We start from the raw sequence: 16,225 nt of genomic DNA, 5'->3' as shown, positions 1-16,225 counted from the left end.
TTTCTTGCAGTTTTTCAGGCAGAACGACCATGACCATCATCGTCACCGGCGCAGCCGGTTTCATCGGCGCGAACATCGTCAAGGCGCTCAACGAGCGTGGCGAGTCGCGCATCATCGCGGTCGACAATCTGACGCGCGCGGACAAGTTCCGCAATCTCGTCGATTGCGAGATCGACGACTATCTCGACAAGACGGAATTCGTCGAGCGCTTCGCGCGCGGCGATTTCGGCAAGGTACGCGCGGTGTTCCATGAAGGCGCCTGTTCGGACACGATGGAAACCGACGGCCGCTACATGATGGACAACAACTTCCGCTATAGTCGCGCGGTGCTCGATGCGTGCCTCGCGCAGGGCGCGCAGTTCCTGTACGCGTCGTCGGCCGCGATCTACGGCGGCTCGACGCGTTTTGTCGAGGAGCGCGAAGTCGAGGCGCCGCTGAACGTCTACGGCTATTCGAAGTTCCTGTTCGACCAGGTGATCCGCCGCGTGCTGCCGAGCGCGAAGAGCCAGATCGCCGGGTTCCGCTACTTCAACGTGTACGGTCCGCGCGAGACACACAAGGGCCGCATGGCGTCGGTCGCGTTCCACAACTTCAACCAGTTCCGCGCGGAAGGCAAGGTCAAGCTGTTCGGCGAGTACAACGGTTATGCGCCGGGCGAGCAGACGCGCGACTTCGTGTCGGTCGAGGACGTCGCGAAGGTGAACCTGTTCTTCTTCGATCATCCGGAGAAATCGGGCATCTTCAACCTCGGCACCGGCCGGGCACAACCGTTCAACGACATCGCATCGACGGTCGTGAACACGCTGCGCGCGCTCGACAACCTGCCGCCGCTGACGCTCGCGCAGCAGGTCGAGCAAGGGCTGATCGAGTACGTGCCGTTCCCGGATGCGCTGCGCGGCAAGTACCAGTGCTTCACGCAGGCCGACCAGACGAAACTGCGTGCTGCCGGCTACGATGCGCCGTTCCTGACGGTGCAGGAAGGTGTCGATCGCTACGTGCGTTGGCTATCCGGCCAGGTTTAAGCCTGCGCGTCGCATCGCTAGACTGGGTCTCACGGTCGGCAGCCGCCGACCGTTTTCATCGGAGATCCAGTACATGATCAGGAAATGGTTTGCCGCCGCCGCCATGTTCGGCGCGATCGCGTCGGCCTGGGCGGCCGTCGACGTCAACACCGCGAACGAAGATGCACTCGTCGGCATCAAGGGCATCGGTCCCGCGCGAGCGAAGGCGATTCTCGACGAGCGCGGTGCACGGGGGGCTTTCAGGAATGCAGACGATCTCGCATCGCGCGTGAAAGGCATGGGCGGCCATACGGTCGAGCGCCTTCAGCGGGAAGGGTTGACGATCGGTACGGCCGGCCCAGGTGCTGCGGCACCGGCCGCGGGCAAACCCGCGGCGGCGACGCCGGCTGCGGCACCTGCCCGCACCGCGCAGAAGTAACGCACGCGAGACAAAGGGCTCCTTCAGCCGCCGTCGTTGCGACGGCTTCCCGCGGCATGCCGCGGGTTTTTTGCGTGCATGCTGCAAATGCACACTCGTCAATCGTGCGGCACATCTATTCCATCGTCACAATGGGGTTGCCGGCGCGAGCCCCGGTGCTGGTTTACAATCAATCGATTGATCGGCCTCGCACTCACGGTATCTCCATGGCTTACAAAACTATCGAAGACACGATCGGCAACACGCCGCTCGTGCAACTGGTCCGCCTGCCGGACGACGAGATTCGCGCACGCAACAACGTGGTGCTCGCGAAGCTGGAGGGCAACAATCCGGCCGGCTCCGTGAAGGATCGCCCGGCGCTGTCGATGGTCAGCAAGGCTGAGGCGCGCGGTCGCATCAAGCCGGGCGATACGCTGATCGAGGCGACGAGCGGCAACACGGGCATCGCGCTCGCGATGGCAGCGGCGATCCGCGGCTACAAGATGGTGCTGATCATGCCGGAGGATCTGTCGATCGAGCGTCGCCAGAGCATGGCCGCTTACGGCGCCGAAATCATCCTGACGCCCGTAAAGGGCGGGATGGAACTGGCGCGCGACCTCGCGGAGCAGATGCAGCGCGAAGGCAAGGGGGTGATCCTCGATCAGTTCGGGAACCCCGACAATCCGATCGCGCACTACGAAGGAACAGGCCCGGAGATCTGGCGCGACACCGAGGGGCGCGTCACGCACTTCGTGTCGGCGATGGGCACGACGGGCACGATCATGGGCACGTCGCGCTTTCTGAAGGAACAGAATGCGGCGATCGAGATCGTCGGCGCGCAGCCGGAAGAAGGGTCGCGTATTCCGGGCATTCGCAAGTGGCCGGAAGCCTATATGCCGACGATCTTCGATCGCAGCCGCGTCGATCGCGTCGAGAGCGTGAGTCAGGCCGCGTCCGAAACGATGGCGCGTCGGCTCGCGGCCGTCGAAGGCATCTTTGCCGGCATCTCGTCGGGTGGCGCATGCGAAGTCGCGATGCGTATCGCGCGTCAGGTCGAGAACGCGACGATCGTGTTCATCGTCTGCGATCGCGGCGACCGCTACCTGTCGACCGGCGTATTTCCTGCCTGAGCCCGAACGGCATCAGCAGCGTCACGCGATAAAAAAGCGCCGCATGAGCGGCGCTTTTTCTTTGCGCGGACCGTGCTTACTGCGCCGGCGCTTCCGTGTCCGCCGCAGGCAGCGGCAGCGCGCCGTTCGCTTCCATCTGCGCCTTCACGGCTTCGCCGAGCTGGTACACGGCGAGTGCGTAGAAGAAGCTGCGGTTGTAGCGCGTCAGCACGTAGAAGTTCTTGAGGCCGAGCATGTATTCGGTCGCGCTTCCCGGCGACGGCAGATCGACCACGGTGACCGGCGTGCCAGCTTCGGTGGTGATGTTGACCATCGGCTCGTTGAGCGTCATGCCGGCGCGCAGAAGTTGCGACAGTGCCCAGTGCGGTTCGGGCTGACCGTCCGCGGCCGCCTGGGCAATGCCGAGGCTGCCCGTGTCGGGCGTGATTCGCCAGACTACCGGGCGATCGGTTTCCCAGCCGTGCTGCTTCAGGTAGTTCGCGACGCTGCCGATCGCATCGGCAGGACTGCTGCGCAGATCGACGTGGCCGCCGCCGTCGTAGTCGACCGCATACTCGCGGATGCTGCTCGGCAGGAACTGCGGGATGCCGATCGCGCCCGTGTACGAGCCGAGCACGGTGGTCGGGTCGAGCTGGTTGTCGCGGGTCCAGACGAGGAAGTCCTCGAGATTCTTGCGGAACGTTGCCTGGCGACTGTCGCGATTCGGCGTGTCCGGGTAGTCGAACGTTAGCGTCGTCAGCGCATCGAGCACGCGGAAGTTGCCCATGTAGCGGCCGTAGATCGTTTCGACGCCGATGATGCCGACGATCACTTCGGGCGGCACGCCGAATTCCTCGGACGCGCGCTGCAGCGTCGCCTGATTCGCCTTCCAGAATTTCACGCCCGCGTTGATGCGGATCGGTTCGATGAAACGCGAACGATAGACGCGCCAGTTCTTTACCGAAGGCGTCGGAGCCGGCTTCACGAGCTTCACGGCGGTGGCCGAGTAGCTGATGCGCGAGAACAGCGCATGCAGGCTTGTGGAATCGAAGCCGTTGCGGCTCACCATCTCGTCGATGAACGCATCGACTTTCGCGTTGTTCGCGTAGCGCTGCGGAACGATTTCCTCTTCGAAGGTCTGCCCTTGCGGCGCCGGCTGCTGCGGTTGCGCCTGCGCGACGCGCGTGCCGGGAGACTTCGCGGGCTGCGTCTGCGCGACGGCGGGCGCGGCCGCCACGGTAGCGGCGACGGCAGCAGCAACGAGCGGAACGCGAACGCTGAACAGTGCGGAGAGAAGGGCGGCAGGCTTGCTGGAATTCATGTCGAAGCGGGCGGACAGGGCGATGGGGTTCGGCGCAGTATACCCGACGCATCCTGCGTGCCGGGGCGAAGCAGCGTACCGTTGTGGTAAGTTAGCGGCGAATTCGCGGCAGACGATGGACATTATTGATGGAGACCTGCGGCGCACCCCGCGTCGCGGATGACAGATTATGGCAACCGCCTTCTATACGCACCCCGACTGCATGCTGCACGAGATGGGGGAATGGCATCCGGAATGCCCGGCCCGCCTGTCGGCGATCCAGGATCAACTGATCGCGAGCCGCATCGACGACCTGATCGTGCACGAAACCGCGCCGTTCGCGAGCGAGGTGGCGCTGGGCCGCGTGCATACGCAGGCCCACATCGACTACATCCGCAGCATGACGCCCGTCGACGGCTACGTCGAGATCGATCCCGACACGCTGATGAACCGCGACACGTGGCGCGCCGCGCTGCGTGCGGCCGGCGCGGCGATCGCGGCGACCGACGCCGTGATCGAAGGCCGCTACGCGAATGCGTTCTGCAGCGTGCGGCCGCCCGGCCATCACGCGGAGCCAGCGCGCGCGATGGGTTTCTGCTTTTTCAACAACGTCGCGATCGCCGCGCGGCATGCGATCGACGTCCACGGCCTCGAGCGCGTCGCGATCGTCGATTTCGACGTGCACCACGGCAACGGCACTGAAGCCGCGTTCGCGAACGACGAGCGGGTGCTGATGTGCAGCTTCTTCCAGCATCCGCTATACCCGTTCTCGGGCGTCGATCACCAGGCGCCGAACATGGTCAACCTGCCGATGCCTGCGCGCAGCAACGGGATGGCGATCCGCGAAGCGGTCGACATGTTCTGGCTGCCGCGTCTCGACGCGTTCAAGCCGCAGATGCTGTTCGTGTCGGCCGGTTTCGACGCGCATCGAGAGGACGATATCGGCAGCCTCGGTCTCGTCGAGGCCGATTTCGAATGGCTGACCGCGCAGATCGTCGACGTCGCGCGCCGGCATGCGCAGGGCCGCATCGTGAGCTGTCTCGAGGGCGGCTACAACCTGTCCGCGCTCGGCCGCAGCGTCGTGGCGCACCTGCGCGTGCTGGCCGGCATCTGACCGGGAGCGGGGCGGGGCGCGCTTAGCGCGCCTGCACGTGCGCGTGAATCCACTCGATCAGCGCATCGATCACGCGGTCGCGCTCGAGATCGTTCATCGTTTCGTGGAACCCGCCTTCGTATAGCGTCAGCGTGCGATCGGGCGAGCCGACGCGTGCGCCGAACGCGCGGCTTCCGTCGGGCTCGGTCAGCTTGTCCTCGGTGCCGTGATAGACGAGCACCGGCACGCGCAGCGCGCCGCGACCGCGCTCGATGCGCGCCATCGCGTCGAGGATCTCGGCACCGGTGCGCGCCGGCACCGCGCCGTGGTGCACGAGCGGGTCGGCACGATTGGCCGCGACGACGGCCGGATCGCGCGACAGCAGCGCCGCGTCGATCCTGATCGCGGGGAAGCTCGGCCACACGCGGCTGATGAAGCGGCTCATCGCGAGCATCCAGCGCGGCACGTCGCGTCCCGGCGCGAGCGCCGGGCTCGACAGCACGAGGCCCGCCAGCGCGTGGCCGCGAACCGGCGCGCGTTCGATCGCATACAGCGCCGCGACGGCGCCGCCCATGCTGTGCCCCATCAGGAAGAGCGGCGTATCGTCGCGGGCGGCTTCGGCGACGAGGGCATCCGCATCGTTCAGGTAGTCGTCGAAACGCTCGACCCACGCGCGTTTACCGGGCGACTGGCCGTGCCCGCGCAGATCGATCGCCAGCACGTCGATGCCGGCCGCGTTCAATCTGGCCGCGAGCGCGGAGTAGCGGCCCGCATGCTCGGCGAGGCCATGCACGAGAGCAATCGTCGCGCGCGGCGGCTCCGTGCCGTCGCCAGCCGGCCAGCGATACGACGCCAGTTCGAGCCCGTCCGCGGTACGGAGCCGGCCCATCCGCGGGGCGGGCGGCGCTGCCGTGTCCCGTGCTGCGATGGCGGCGGGTGCGGCGACCTGCGTGGTGGTGGCGGTCATCTGGCGGGTCCCCTGTTTGGTTGGCATCGGTGTTCCGGATCATAGTCGCGGCACTCACACGGCGGACCAGCAGTGCTCCTCTAATTTCGTCTGGTTATGAAAAGATCGAAATCGATTGTTAAGTGGAATGAGGCGTTTGCGGTAAAATCGCGGGCTATTCCAGATGCATCGGCGGCCGACTGGCGGGCTTCGCCAGTCGGCCGCCGTTTTGTTTACATGATCGAATTACGCAATCTGTCGCAGCGTTTCCCCGGGCCGACCGGCTGGGTCGACGCATTGCACAACGTCAATCTGACGATCCCGCAGGGCGAGGTGTTCGGCATCATCGGCCGAAGCGGCGCCGGCAAGAGCACGCTCGTGCGCACCATCAACCTGCTCACGCGGCCGACCGAAGGCAACGTCGTCGTCGGCGGGCTTGATCTCACGCTGCTGTCGTCCGGCGCGCTGCGCGAAGCGCGCCGCGAAATCGGCATGATCTTCCAGCACTTCAACCTGCTGTCGTCGCGCACGGTCTTCGACAACGTCGCGTTGCCGCTCGAGCTTGCTGGCGCGAGCCGTGCCGACATCGAGGCCGCCGTGCTGCCGCTGCTCGACCTCGTCGGGCTGTCCGCGCAGAAGGACCGCTACCCTGCTCAGATCAGCGGCGGCCAGAAGCAGCGCGTCGGCATCGCCCGCGCGCTCGCGAGCAAGCCGAAGGTGCTGCTGTCGGACGAAGCGACGTCGGCGCTCGATCCCGAGACCACGCGCGCGATCCTCGACCTGCTGAAGCGCATCAACCGCGAACTTGGCCTGACGATTGTGCTGATCACGCACCAGATGGAAGTGATCAAGCAAGTATGCGATCGCGTGGCGGTGCTCGACGCGGGGCGCGTGGTCGAGGAAGGCCGCGTGATCGACGTGTTCCTGCAGCCGCATCACGAAGTGACGCGCGCGCTGATCGGCGACGTGATCGCGCAGGAACTGCCGCCCGCGCTGAAGGCACGCGTGGCCGAGCGGCTGAAGACGGGCAGCGGGCATTTGCTGCGGCTCGCGTTCACCGGCTCGGGTGTCGACCAGCCGATCCTGTCGGAGACGATTCGCCGGTACGAACTGGATTTCAACATCCTGCACGGCCAGATCGACGAGATCCAGGGGCAGGCGTTCGGGTCGCTCGCGGTGCTCGCGGGCGGCGAACCGGGCAAGGTCGGGCAGGCGCTCGCGTTCCTGCGCGAGCAAGGTGTGGTGGTAGAGGAGCTTTCGTATGTTGAGTGAGATGTTCGATATGTTCGTGCAGTCGTTCTGGGAGACGCTGATCATGGTCGGCATCTCGGGAGCGGTCGGCGCGCTCGTCGGGATGCCGCTCGGCGTGCTGCTCTACCTGACCGACCGCCAGGGCGTGCTGCAGAACCTCGGCGTGAATCGTGTGCTCGGCGGCATCGTGAACGCGGTGCGCTCGACGCCGTTCATCATCCTGTTGGTCGCGGTCATTCCGTTCACGCGGCTCGTCACGGGGTCGTCGATCGGCACGGCTGCGGCGGTCGTGCCGCTGACGCTCGCGGCCGCGCCGTTCGTCGCGCGACTGGTCGAGACCGCGCTGCGCGAAGTCGACCGCGGGCTGATCGAGGCCGCGCAGTCGATGGGCGCGACGACGTCGCAGATCGTGTTCAAGGTGCTGCTTCCCGAATCGCTGCCTGGCATCGTCGCGGGCCTGACGATCACGTTCGTGTCGCTCGTCGGTTATTCAGCGATGGCCGGTGCGATCGGCGGCGGCGGGCTCGGCGATCTCGGGATCCGCTACGGCTACCAGCGCTATCTGCCGGAAGTCATGTGGACGGTCGTCGCGATCCTGATCGTGTTCGTGCAGATCGTGCAATCGTTCGGCGACTGGCTCGTGCGCCGGCTGAGCCACAAGTAAAACGACATTCATTGGTAGGGGGAGATGATGCAACGACGCTTCATGCTGAAGTTCGCGGCCGCACTCGGCGCGGCCGCGCTATTCGCGAGCGCGCACGCGCAGGCCGAAACCATCAAGGTGGGCGTGACGGGCGGTCCGCACGCGCAGATCATGGACGTGGTGAAGAAGGTCGCGGCCAAGAGCGGCCTCGACATCCGCATCGTCGAATTCTCGGATTACGTGCAGCCGAACGCGGCGCTCGCGTCGGGCGATCTCGACGCAAACAGCTACCAGCACGATCCTTATCTGCAGGCGCAGGTGAAGGATCGCGGCTACAAGCTGATCAAGGTCGCGGATACCGTCACATTCCCGATGGGCATCTATTCGAAGCGGGTGAAGTCGCTGGCCGAGCTGAAACCCGGCGCGCGCATCGCGGTGCCGAATGATCCGACCAATGGCGGCCGCGCGCTGCTGTTGCTGCAGAATCAGGGGCTGCTGAAGCTGCGTGCGGACGCCGGGTTGAAGGCGACGCCGCTCGACATCGTCGACAATCCGCGCAAGCTGAAGATCGTCGAACTCGATGCGGCGCAGATTCCGCGTTCGCTCGGCGACGTCGACGCCGCGGCGATCAACACCAACTACGCGATGGAAGCCGGGTTGAAGCCGAAACAGGACGCGATCGCGATCGAGGGCCCGAACGGCCCTTACGCGAACATTCTCGCAATTCGCGACGCCGACCGGAGCAAACCGTGGGTCGCGAAGCTGGTAGCGGCCTACCATTCCGCGGAAGTGAAGCAGTTCATCGAACAGAAGTTCGGCGGCGCGGTCATCGCCGCCTGGTAACACGTGGTGCTGGGCGCGCCCGGTGACGATTAGAGTTGATGATCGAAAACCCGGGCTTTGCGTCCGGGTTTTTTCTCTTTTAAAATAGAACGACCGTTCGCTATTGCCGGCGCGCCGAAGAGGGGCGTTATCCTCGATAGCCGCGATGGATTGGTCCGCTTGGCCGCGCAGTCATGAGGCCTCGCTATAGAATGGCCTCTGGTCGTATTCGTAACTTTGGAGCGTGTGCATGAAAATCCTGGTGCCAGTGAAAAGAGTGGTCGATTACAACGTGAAGGTCCGCGTGAAGTCGGACAACACGGGCGTCGACATTGCGAACGTGAAGATGTCGATGAACCCGTTCGACGAAATCGCGGTGGAAGAAGCGGTGCGCCTGAAGGAAGCGGGCGTGGCGACCGAAGTGATCGCGGTGTCGGTCGGTGTGACGCAAGCGCAGGAAACGCTGCGCACGGCGCTGGCGATCGGCGCGGATCGCGCGATCCTCGTCGAGTCGAACGACAGCGTCGAACCGCTGGCCGTCGCGAAGATCCTGAAGGCGCTGGTCGACAAGGAACAGCCGCAACTCGTGATCCTCGGCAAACAGGCGATCGACGACGATTCGAACCAGACGGGCCAGATGCTGGCCGCGCTGGCAGGCCTGCCGCAAGCGACGTTCGCGTCGAAGGTGACGATCGCCGATGGCCGCGCCACGGTTGCGCGTGAAGTCGACGGCGGCGCGGAAACGCTGTCGCTTCAACTGCCGGCGGTCGTGACGACCGACCTGCGCCTGAACGAGCCGCGTTACGTGACGCTGCCGAACATCATGAAGGCGAAGAAGAAGCCGCTGGAAACGGTGAAGCCGGAAGACCTGGGCGTGGACGTCACGCCGCGTCTGAAGACGCTGAAGGTGGCCGAGCCGCCGAAGCGCGCGGCCGGCGTGAAGGTGCCGGACGTGAAGACGCTGGTCGAGAAGCTGAAGACCGAAGCCAAGGTGCTGTAAGAGGGAGCGGAAAGAAATGACGATTCTGGTGATTGCAGAACATGACAACGCGTCGATCAAGGCCGCGACGCTGAACACGGTGGCGGCGGCCGCGAAGATCGGCGGTGACATTCACGTGCTGGTCGCGGGGCACAACGCGCAGGGCGCGGCCGATGCGGCAGCCAAGATTGCAGGCGTGTCGAAGGTGTTGCTGGCCGACGCGCCGCAGCTCGAAGCGGGCCTGGCGGAAAACGTCGAAGCGACCGCGCTGAACATCGCGAAGGACTACTCGCACATCCTCGCGCCGGCAACCGCCTACGGCAAGAACATCGCGCCGCGCATCGCCGCGAAGCTGGACGTCGCACAGATTTCGGACATCACGGCGGTCGATTCGGCCGACACGTTCGAGCGTCCGATCTACGCAGGCAACGCGATCGCGACGGTTCAGTCGAGCGATCCGATCAAGGTGATCACGGTGCGTGCAACGGGTTTCGATCCGGTGGCGGCGGAAGGCGGCAGCGCGTCGGTCGAGAAGATCGAAGCGGCGGCCGATGCAGGCAAATCGCAGTTCGTGAGCCGTGAAGTGACGAAGCTGGATCGTCCGGAGCTGACGTCGGCGAGCATCATCGTGTCGGGCGGCCGTGGTCTGGGCAGCGGTGAAAACTACACGAAGGTGCTGGAGCCGCTGGCCGACAAGCTGTCGGCAGCGCTCGGCGCATCGCGCGCGGCAGTCGACGCCGGCTACGTGCCGAACGACTATCAGGTCGGCCAGACCGGCAAGATCGTTGCGCCGCAGCTGTACATCGCGGTCGGTATCTCGGGTGCGATCCAGCACCTGGCCGGCATGAAGGATTCGAAGGTGATCGTCGCGATCAACAAGGATCCGGAAGCGCCGATCTTCAGCGTGGCCGATTACGGCCTCGTCGGCGACCTGTTCGCGCTCGTGCCGGAACTCGTGAACGAACTGGGCTGACACGGCGTGACTTGACGCTTCGGCGGCAAGTACGCAAGACGAGGGGCGCGATACGCGCCCCTTTTTTGTGCGACGACAGAAGCGGGCGGGGTGTTCTGTCGGGCAGCGAGCCATGCTCGCTCAATGCCGCGCCGAACATGTCGTCGTGCGGACAGGTGGGCCAGAAGCGTTGATCGTCGGCGCGAAGGGCAACGACCGTGCGCGAGTCGACGGAGGCTCTGTTCCGGGCCCGCAACGCATTCGGTGTAACGACAAAGGCGCCCCGAGGGCGCCTTTGTCGTTGAGGCGGACCGGCCTGCGTCGCGGCGGGCCGTTCCGACTTATGCGTATGCCGGGCGCGTCTGGCCGGCTACGTCCTTCAGGTAGCGATGCACCGACAGGTCGTCGGCCTGGATTGCCGGCTTCTTGCCCGAGATCAGGTCGGCGAGCAGCTGGCCCGATCCGCACGACATCGTCCAGCCGAGCGTGCCGTGGCCGGTGTTCAGAAACAGGTTCGAGACCGGCGTGCGGCCGACGATCGGCGTGCCGTCCGGCGTCATCGGGCGCAGGCCTGTCCAGAACGTTGCCTTCGACGTGTCGCCGCCGCCCGGGAACAGGTCGTTCACGCACATTTCGAGCGTCTCGCGACGCGCGGCACGCAGGTTCTTGTCGAAGCCGACGATCTCCGCCATGCCGCCGACGCGGATGCGCTGGTCGAAACGCGTGATCGCGATCTTGTAGGTTTCGTCCAGCACCGTCGACACGGGCGCGGCCGTCTCGTCGACGATCGGCGCGGTGATCGAATAGCCCTTCAGCGGATAGACGGGGATCTTCATCAGGTTAGAGATGAAGTCGGTGGAGTACGACCCGAGCGCGACGACGTATGCATCCGCGCGCACCGTCTCGCTGCCGCACTGCACGCCGGCGATCTTGCCGCCCGCGATCGCGAGTGCGTCGATCGGCGTGTTGTAGCGAAACTTCACGCCGAGCGATTCTGCGAGCGCCGCGAGGCGCGTCGTGAACAGCTGGCAGTCGCCGGTTTCATCGCCCGGCAGGCGCAGGCCGCCCGTCAGCTTGTGCGACACGGCGGCGAGCGCCGGTTCGGCATTCTTGAGCTCGGCCGGAGACAGCAGTTCGAACGGCACGTTGGCTTCCTGCAGCACCGCCATATCCTTCGCCGCGCCGTCGAGTTGCTGCTGCGTGCGGAACAGTTGCAGCGTGCCGCCGGTGCGGCCTTCGTACTGGATGCCCGTGTCGGCGCGCAGCGCCTGCAGGCAATCGCGGCTGTATTCGGCGAGGCGGACCATGCGGCCCTTGTTGACTGCATAGCGCTCGGCCGTGCAGTTGCGCAGCATCTGCCACATCCACTGGAGCTGGAAGCGCGTGCCGTCGAGGCGGATCGCGAGCGGCGCGTGCTTCTCGAACATCCACTTGACGGCCTTCAGCGGCACGCCGGGCGCGGCCCACGGCGCGGCATAGCCGGGCGAGATCTGACCTGCGTTCGCGAAGCTCGTCTCGAGCGCCGGACCAGCTTCCCGGTCGATCACCGTGACTTCATGACCGGCGCGCGCGAGGTAATACGCGCTTGCCACGCCCACCACACCGCTGCCCAGAATGACGACTCGCATAGCTGCTCCAGATGGAAGGATCAGGTCGAGGCCGGGCGCACCTGCGTCTCCGTGTAACCTCTAGCTGATCTAGTTTTTTGCGCTATGGTATTGTCGAATGTGTAGGTTTTGTTATCGTATTTTTCAGGTTTTCAGCATAAACAAATGAGAACGCAACGCCAGCCAGTACGCTCGCTCGACAAGCTCGACCGGCGCATCCTCAAACTGCTCCAGGACGACGGCCGGATGGCGATGAAGGACCTCGCGGAGCAAGTCGGGCTGACCGTCACGCCGTGCATCGAACGCGTGCGGCGCATGGAGCGCGACGGCGTCATCACCGGCTATCACGCACGCGTCGATCCGGGACAACTGGGTGCCGCGTTGCTGGTGTTCGTCGAGATCACGCTCGGCCACAAGGGCGGCAACATGTTCGAGCAGTTCCGGCGCGAAGTGATGAAGATCGACGAGGTGCTCGAATGTCATCTCGTGTCCGGCGACTTCGACTACCTGATCAAGGCGCGGATCGGTGAAATGGCCGACTATCGCAAGCTGCTGGGCGACATCCTGCTGCAGCTGCCTGGCGCGGTGCAGTCGAAGAGCTATGTCGTGATGGAAGAAATCAAGGAGACGCTGACGATCTCGGTCGGCGAATGACCCTGGCTATGGCCTACAGTCCGTCCCTCTATCTCTCCCTTGGCATGCTGCACCCAATACTGTATAAATGTACAGTATTGGGTGCAGGCGAATGGGTGAGTGCATGGGCGGTCGGTCCGACAACGAATTTCCGATAGCGCCGCCGGCGCCCCGCAAGGGGCGTGGTGCGGTCGACAACCTCCAGGGGCGATACGAAACGGCGCTGCGTGAAGCGGTCGACGACGGCTGGACCCACGAATCGGTCGACGCCGATCTGCCGGCTCCGCTGCGCACGCAGGTGTTCGAGGAGCGCGCGAAGAGCATCCTCACGCACAACCAGTCGCCGGACATACCGTTCAGTGTGTCGCTCAATCCGTATCGGGGCTGTGAGCATGGCTGCATTTACTGCTTTGCACGGCCGACCCATAGTTATCTCGGTCTGTCGCCGGGGCTCGATTTCGAGAGCCGCATCTATGCGAAGGTCAACGCGGCGGAATTGCTCGAGCGCGAGATTTCGCGCAAGCGCTACGTGCCGGAGCCTATCGCGCTTGGCGTCAACACCGATGCATACCAGCCCGTCGAGCGCGATCTGCGCATCACGCGCAGCGTGATCCAGGTGATGCACGATCACGGGCTGCCGTTCGCCGCGATCACGAAATCGTCACTGATCGAGCGCGATCTCGATCTGCTGGCCCCGATGGCCGAGCGCGGGCAGGTGATGGCCGCGGTCACGATCACGACGCTCGATGCCGATCTCGCGCGTACGCTCGAGCCGCGCGCGGCGACGCCGGCGCGCCGGCTGCGCACGATCCGCGCGCTGCGCGACGCGGGCGTGCCGGTGGGCGTCAGCATTGCACCGATGATCCCGTTCGTCACCGAGCCGGACATGGAGCGTGTGCTGGAAGCCTGTGCGGAAGCCGGCGCAACGCACGCGAGTTACATCATCCTGCGGCTGCCGTGGGAGGTCGCGCCGCTGTTCAAGAACTGGCTCTCCGCGCATTTCCCCGATCGCGCGGAGCGCGTGATGAACCGTGTGCGCGACATGCGCGGCGGGAAGGACTACGACTCGGATTTCGCGAAGCGGATGAAGGGCGAGGGAATCTGGGCAGACCTGTTGCGGCAGCGGTTCCGTCAGGCCGTGAAGCGGCTCGGGTTGAACGAGCGCGCGAACGGCATTCTGGATCTGTCGCAGTTTCGCGGTGCGCCGGCGACCGGGGCGGCAGCGCAGCGCCCGATGGCGGGCGCAACCGGCGCGACGTCGCGTGACGACGTGCAGCTGAGGCTGTTCTGATCTGACCGACGCGCGTCGGTGCTTATTGCGAGATTTGCTTCGCCGCTTCGACTTGCGATTCGAAGTATGTCTGGAAGGACAGCGCGAGCGCGGTCATCAGCAGGAACGCACCGATCAGCAGCGAGAAGATCACGATGAAGATCACCGTCCAGCCTGACTGGCTGTGCTTGCCGGTATCGGCATTGAATTGCGCGTCCCATTTCTCGTCGGGGCGCAGGCCGTAGACGAGCGCGGCGAGGAACGCAGCCAGAAGCGAGATCGCACCCGGCACGGCGAGCCACCAGCCGAGGTTGGCACTGCGCTGGGTCGCGGCGAGCAGCAGGAAACCCGGAATCCCGACGATCGTCGCGAGCAGGTGCGCCCAGCCGTACACGTCGCGAAAGCCGTACAGGTAGAAGCGGTGCGCACCGAGCGAGCCGAGGAGGAACGCGAGGGCGGCGGTGAGCGTCTTGGAGCGAAAGCGGCGGGACGACGATGCGGTGCTGCTGGACATGGATGGCGGCGGATTATCGTTGGCATGGGCGGCCGGCAGGCCGGCGCGGGGCGCGTGGCCCGGCAGGCATTCTACGATGCCCGGTCGGGCCGGGTCACCCCTTGCCTGCGTCAAGGTGCCGCATAGGTGATGCGATAGATGGTGCCTGCGTAGTCGTCGCTGACGAGCAGCGAGCCGTCCGGCAGCGGCAGTACGTCGGCCGGGCGCCCCCACACGGTGCCGTCCGCGCGCAGCCAGCCGGTGATGAACGGTGTCTGGCTTGCGTGGCTGCCGTCGGCCGACACGACCGCGCGCATCACGCGATAGCCGACCTTCGTGCTGCGATTCCACGAACCGTGCTCGGCAATGAAGATGTTGTTGCGATAGGACGCCGGAAACATCGGCCCCGTATAGAAGCGCATGCCGAGTGCCGCGACGTGCGCGCCAAGTTTCAGCACGGGCGGCACGTAGCGGCGGCACACGTCGGCGCTCCCGAATTCAGGGTCAGGCGTGTCGCCGCCGTGGCAGTACGGAAAGCCGAAATCGAGGCCTGCGCGCGGCGCACGGTTCAGTTTGTCGTCGGGCACGTCGTCGCCCATCAAGTTGCGCCCGTTGTCGGTGAACCACAGCTCGCGCGAATCGGGGTGCCAGGCAAAGCCGACGGTATTGCGCACGCCGCGGGCAAACACTTCTCGGCCGCTGCCGTCCGCGTTCATGCGTGCGATGATCGCGTATCGGCCGCGATCGGCCAGGCACACGTTGCACGGTGCGCCGGTTGGCACGTAGAGCTTGCCGTCGGGGCCGAATGCGATGAATTTCCAGCCGTGATGATGGTCGGTCGGCAGCGCGTCCGTCACGACTGCCGGCGCCGGAGGACTGGCGAGCCGGTCGTCGATGTGGTCGAGGCGCAGAATGCGCGACACGGCGGAGATATAGAGCGCGCCGTCGCGATACGCGACGCCGACGGGCATGTCGAGCCCCGATGCGATCACGTATCGGGCCGTGATCCGGCCCTCCTGCATCACAAATGCATGCACGCGACCTTCCTGCGACCCGACATACAGGATTCCGCGGGGCGACCATGCCATTTCGCGGGCGGTCGGCACGGCGTCGGTCAGCACGTCGACATGGAAGCCGGATGGCACGACGAGTTTGTCCACCGGCGTTGCGGCGCAAGCCGCGGCGGCTGCAAGACAGGTGACGAGGCCGGTCAGCAAGCCCGCGAGGCGGTGCTGCGCGCGGCCCACCGGGGTGACGCAAAATAGCGGCATGGCGGCGGTGAGCGTCGTGGACACGACGATTGTATGCCTGGCGCGCAGGGAGTCCGTGGAATTTTTGCGCGTAAGTGTTTGTTGTGGCTTTGGTTTCCGGCTATAATCGCACGTTTCAGTAGTTTCGAACCCGGTTTCCCCGAAGGATTTCATATGGTTATCATCCGTCTGGCTCGCGGCGGCTCGAAGAAGCGCCCGTTCTACAACATCGTCGCTACCGATTCGCGCAACCGTCGTGACGGCCGCTTCATCGAGCGCGTCGGCTTCTACAACCCGGTCGCCACGAAGGGCGAATCGCTGCGTATCGCTCAGGACCGTCTGACGTACTGGCAAGGCGTTGGCGCGCAACTGTCGCCGACCGTTCAGCGTCTCGTGAAGGAAGCGCAAAAGGCGCAACCGGCTGCCTAACATGGCGCGGTGTGCCGGTCGTGCCGGCT

The 16,225-nt window shown here is 65.3% G+C and carries 17 protein-coding genes; 12 read left to right on the top strand and 5 right to left on the bottom strand.

Going from position 1 to position 16,225, the window contains the following annotated elements; translation table 11 throughout:
* The first annotated feature begins 29 nt into the window (after positions 1 to 29).
* From rfaD to cysM, 3 genes are all read left to right on the top strand, one after another.
* A complete protein-coding gene (rfaD, locus tag WS66_RS24520) occupies positions 30 to 1,022 on the top strand; it encodes an ADP-glyceromanno-heptose 6-epimerase (RefSeq protein WP_059507155.1) in 993 nt (330 codons plus the stop codon).
* Positions 1,023 to 1,095: 73 nt separating this feature from the next.
* Entirely contained in the window at positions 1,096 to 1,440 is a 345-nt protein-coding gene (locus WS66_RS24515) for a ComEA family DNA-binding protein (protein WP_059599012.1), read from the top strand.
* A gap of 206 nt (positions 1,441 to 1,646) precedes the next feature.
* Positions 1,647 to 2,549, top strand: coding sequence for a cysteine synthase CysM (gene cysM / locus WS66_RS24510; RefSeq protein WP_059599013.1), 903 nt, complete (start codon positions 1,647 to 1,649; stop codon positions 2,547 to 2,549).
* Between the two features lie 76 nt (positions 2,550 to 2,625).
* Here cysM and mltB read toward each other — a convergent pair whose 3' ends face one another.
* Positions 2,626 to 3,975, bottom strand: a complete 1,350-nt coding sequence (mltB, locus tag WS66_RS24505) for a lytic murein transglycosylase B (protein ID WP_082728809.1) — start codon at positions 3,973 to 3,975, stop codon at positions 2,626 to 2,628.
* Between the two features lie 43 nt (positions 3,976 to 4,018).
* Between mltB and WS66_RS24500 the strand changes: the two genes are divergently transcribed.
* A complete protein-coding gene (locus tag WS66_RS24500; RefSeq protein ID WP_059599015.1) occupies positions 4,019 to 4,942 on the top strand; it encodes a histone deacetylase family protein in 924 nt (307 codons plus the stop codon).
* A 22-nt stretch (positions 4,943 to 4,964) separates the two neighbouring features.
* Here the strand turns inward: WS66_RS24500 and WS66_RS24495 are convergent, their stop codons facing one another.
* On the bottom strand, positions 4,965 to 5,888 hold the full coding sequence (locus WS66_RS24495) for an alpha/beta hydrolase (RefSeq protein ID WP_059599016.1): 924 nt from the start codon (positions 5,886 to 5,888) through the stop codon (positions 4,965 to 4,967).
* A 216-nt stretch (positions 5,889 to 6,104) separates the two neighbouring features.
* Between WS66_RS24495 and WS66_RS24490 the strand changes: the two genes are divergently transcribed.
* The 5 genes from WS66_RS24490 to WS66_RS24470 all read left to right on the top strand — a co-directional run bounded on the left by WS66_RS24490 (position 6,105) and on the right by WS66_RS24470 (position 10,535).
* Positions 6,105 to 7,139, top strand: coding sequence for a methionine ABC transporter ATP-binding protein (locus WS66_RS24490; protein WP_059599017.1), 1,035 nt, complete (start codon positions 6,105 to 6,107; stop codon positions 7,137 to 7,139).
* Complete coding sequence (locus WS66_RS24485; RefSeq protein WP_059529977.1) at positions 7,129 to 7,782, top strand: methionine ABC transporter permease; 654 nt, start codon at positions 7,129 to 7,131, stop codon at positions 7,780 to 7,782. Before WS66_RS24490 ends, WS66_RS24485 begins: the two co-directional genes overlap by 11 nt.
* A gap of 27 nt (positions 7,783 to 7,809) precedes the next feature.
* A complete protein-coding gene (locus WS66_RS24480; protein WP_059599020.1) occupies positions 7,810 to 8,604 on the top strand; it encodes a MetQ/NlpA family ABC transporter substrate-binding protein in 795 nt (264 codons plus the stop codon).
* Positions 8,605 to 8,833: 229 nt separating this feature from the next.
* Positions 8,834 to 9,583 (top strand): electron transfer flavoprotein subunit beta/FixA family protein, encoded by a 750-nt coding sequence (locus WS66_RS24475; RefSeq protein WP_059678648.1) that lies wholly within the window; start codon positions 8,834 to 8,836, stop codon positions 9,581 to 9,583.
* Between the two features lie 16 nt (positions 9,584 to 9,599).
* Positions 9,600 to 10,535, top strand: coding sequence for an electron transfer flavoprotein subunit alpha/FixB family protein (locus WS66_RS24470; protein ID WP_059590178.1), 936 nt, complete (start codon positions 9,600 to 9,602; stop codon positions 10,533 to 10,535).
* 320 nt (positions 10,536 to 10,855) lie between these two features.
* Here the strand turns inward: WS66_RS24470 and WS66_RS24465 are convergent, their stop codons facing one another.
* Positions 10,856 to 12,142 (bottom strand): D-amino acid dehydrogenase, encoded by a 1,287-nt coding sequence (locus WS66_RS24465; protein WP_059599367.1) that lies wholly within the window; start codon positions 12,140 to 12,142, stop codon positions 10,856 to 10,858.
* Between the two features lie 144 nt (positions 12,143 to 12,286).
* Here WS66_RS24465 and WS66_RS24460 point away from each other — a divergent pair, with 144 nt between their 5' ends.
* Together WS66_RS24460 and WS66_RS24455 are read left to right on the top strand one after the other, a co-directional pair.
* The gene (locus WS66_RS24460) at positions 12,287 to 12,775 is read left to right on the top strand and encodes an Lrp/AsnC ligand binding domain-containing protein (protein ID WP_006762687.1); all 489 of its coding nucleotides are present in this window, start codon (positions 12,287 to 12,289) and stop codon (positions 12,773 to 12,775) included.
* A gap of 91 nt (positions 12,776 to 12,866) precedes the next feature.
* The gene (locus tag WS66_RS24455) at positions 12,867 to 14,045 is read left to right on the top strand and encodes a PA0069 family radical SAM protein (RefSeq protein WP_059599368.1); all 1,179 of its coding nucleotides are present in this window, start codon (positions 12,867 to 12,869) and stop codon (positions 14,043 to 14,045) included.
* Between the two features lie 22 nt (positions 14,046 to 14,067).
* Here WS66_RS24455 and WS66_RS24450 read toward each other — a convergent pair whose 3' ends face one another.
* Both WS66_RS24450 and WS66_RS24445 read right to left on the bottom strand, forming a co-directional pair.
* Complete coding sequence (locus tag WS66_RS24450) at positions 14,068 to 14,538, bottom strand: NINE protein (RefSeq protein WP_059599369.1); 471 nt, start codon at positions 14,536 to 14,538, stop codon at positions 14,068 to 14,070.
* A 110-nt stretch (positions 14,539 to 14,648) separates the two neighbouring features.
* The gene (locus WS66_RS24445) at positions 14,649 to 15,788 is read right to left on the bottom strand and encodes a PQQ-dependent sugar dehydrogenase (protein ID WP_059599370.1); all 1,140 of its coding nucleotides are present in this window, start codon (positions 15,786 to 15,788) and stop codon (positions 14,649 to 14,651) included.
* Between the two features lie 153 nt (positions 15,789 to 15,941).
* Between WS66_RS24445 and rpsP the strand changes: the two genes are divergently transcribed.
* Positions 15,942 to 16,196, top strand: coding sequence for a 30S ribosomal protein S16 (gene rpsP, locus WS66_RS24440; RefSeq protein WP_006476550.1), 255 nt, complete (start codon positions 15,942 to 15,944; stop codon positions 16,194 to 16,196).
* The last annotated feature ends 29 nt before the right edge of the window (positions 16,197 to 16,225 follow it).

It is taken from the genome of Burkholderia sp. LA-2-3-30-S1-D2 (assembly GCF_001523915.2).
GTDB lineage: Bacteria > Pseudomonadota > Gammaproteobacteria > Burkholderiales > Burkholderiaceae > Burkholderia > Burkholderia diffusa.
The sequence above is the reverse complement of the archived record's forward strand: the minus strand, read 5'-3'. Positions and strand labels throughout refer to the sequence as shown.

What these genes read in the sequence shown, in the direction of transcription:
- rfaD (WP_059507155.1), top strand. Translation starts at nt 30, where the DNA reads ATGACCATCATCGTCACCGGCGCAGCCGGTTTCATCGGCGCGAACATC.
- WS66_RS24515 (WP_059599012.1), top strand. Translation starts at nt 1,096, where the DNA reads ATGATCAGGAAATGGTTTGCCGCCGCCGCCATGTTCGGCGCGATCGCG.
- cysM (WP_059599013.1), top strand. Translation starts at nt 1,647, where the DNA reads ATGGCTTACAAAACTATCGAAGACACGATCGGCAACACGCCGCTCGTG.
- WS66_RS24500 (WP_059599015.1), top strand. Translation starts at nt 4,019, where the DNA reads ATGGCAACCGCCTTCTATACGCACCCCGACTGCATGCTGCACGAGATG.
- WS66_RS24495 (WP_059599016.1), bottom strand. Translation starts at nt 5,888, where the DNA reads ATGACCGCCACCACCACGCAGGTCGCCGCACCCGCCGCCATCGCAGCA.
- WS66_RS24490 (WP_059599017.1), top strand. Translation starts at nt 6,105, where the DNA reads ATGATCGAATTACGCAATCTGTCGCAGCGTTTCCCCGGGCCGACCGGC.
- WS66_RS24485 (WP_059529977.1), top strand. Translation starts at nt 7,129, where the DNA reads ATGTTGAGTGAGATGTTCGATATGTTCGTGCAGTCGTTCTGGGAGACG.
- WS66_RS24480 (WP_059599020.1), top strand. Translation starts at nt 7,810, where the DNA reads ATGCAACGACGCTTCATGCTGAAGTTCGCGGCCGCACTCGGCGCGGCC.
- WS66_RS24475 (WP_059678648.1), top strand. Translation starts at nt 8,834, where the DNA reads ATGAAAATCCTGGTGCCAGTGAAAAGAGTGGTCGATTACAACGTGAAG.
- WS66_RS24470 (WP_059590178.1), top strand. Translation starts at nt 9,600, where the DNA reads ATGACGATTCTGGTGATTGCAGAACATGACAACGCGTCGATCAAGGCC.
- WS66_RS24465 (WP_059599367.1), bottom strand. Translation starts at nt 12,142, where the DNA reads ATGCGAGTCGTCATTCTGGGCAGCGGTGTGGTGGGCGTGGCAAGCGCG.
- WS66_RS24460 (WP_006762687.1), top strand. Translation starts at nt 12,287, where the DNA reads ATGAGAACGCAACGCCAGCCAGTACGCTCGCTCGACAAGCTCGACCGG.
- WS66_RS24455 (WP_059599368.1), top strand. Translation starts at nt 12,867, where the DNA reads ATGGGTGAGTGCATGGGCGGTCGGTCCGACAACGAATTTCCGATAGCG.
- WS66_RS24450 (WP_059599369.1), bottom strand. Translation starts at nt 14,538, where the DNA reads ATGTCCAGCAGCACCGCATCGTCGTCCCGCCGCTTTCGCTCCAAGACG.
- WS66_RS24445 (WP_059599370.1), bottom strand. Translation starts at nt 15,788, where the DNA reads ATGCCGCTATTTTGCGTCACCCCGGTGGGCCGCGCGCAGCACCGCCTC.
- rpsP (WP_006476550.1), top strand. Translation starts at nt 15,942, where the DNA reads ATGGTTATCATCCGTCTGGCTCGCGGCGGCTCGAAGAAGCGCCCGTTC.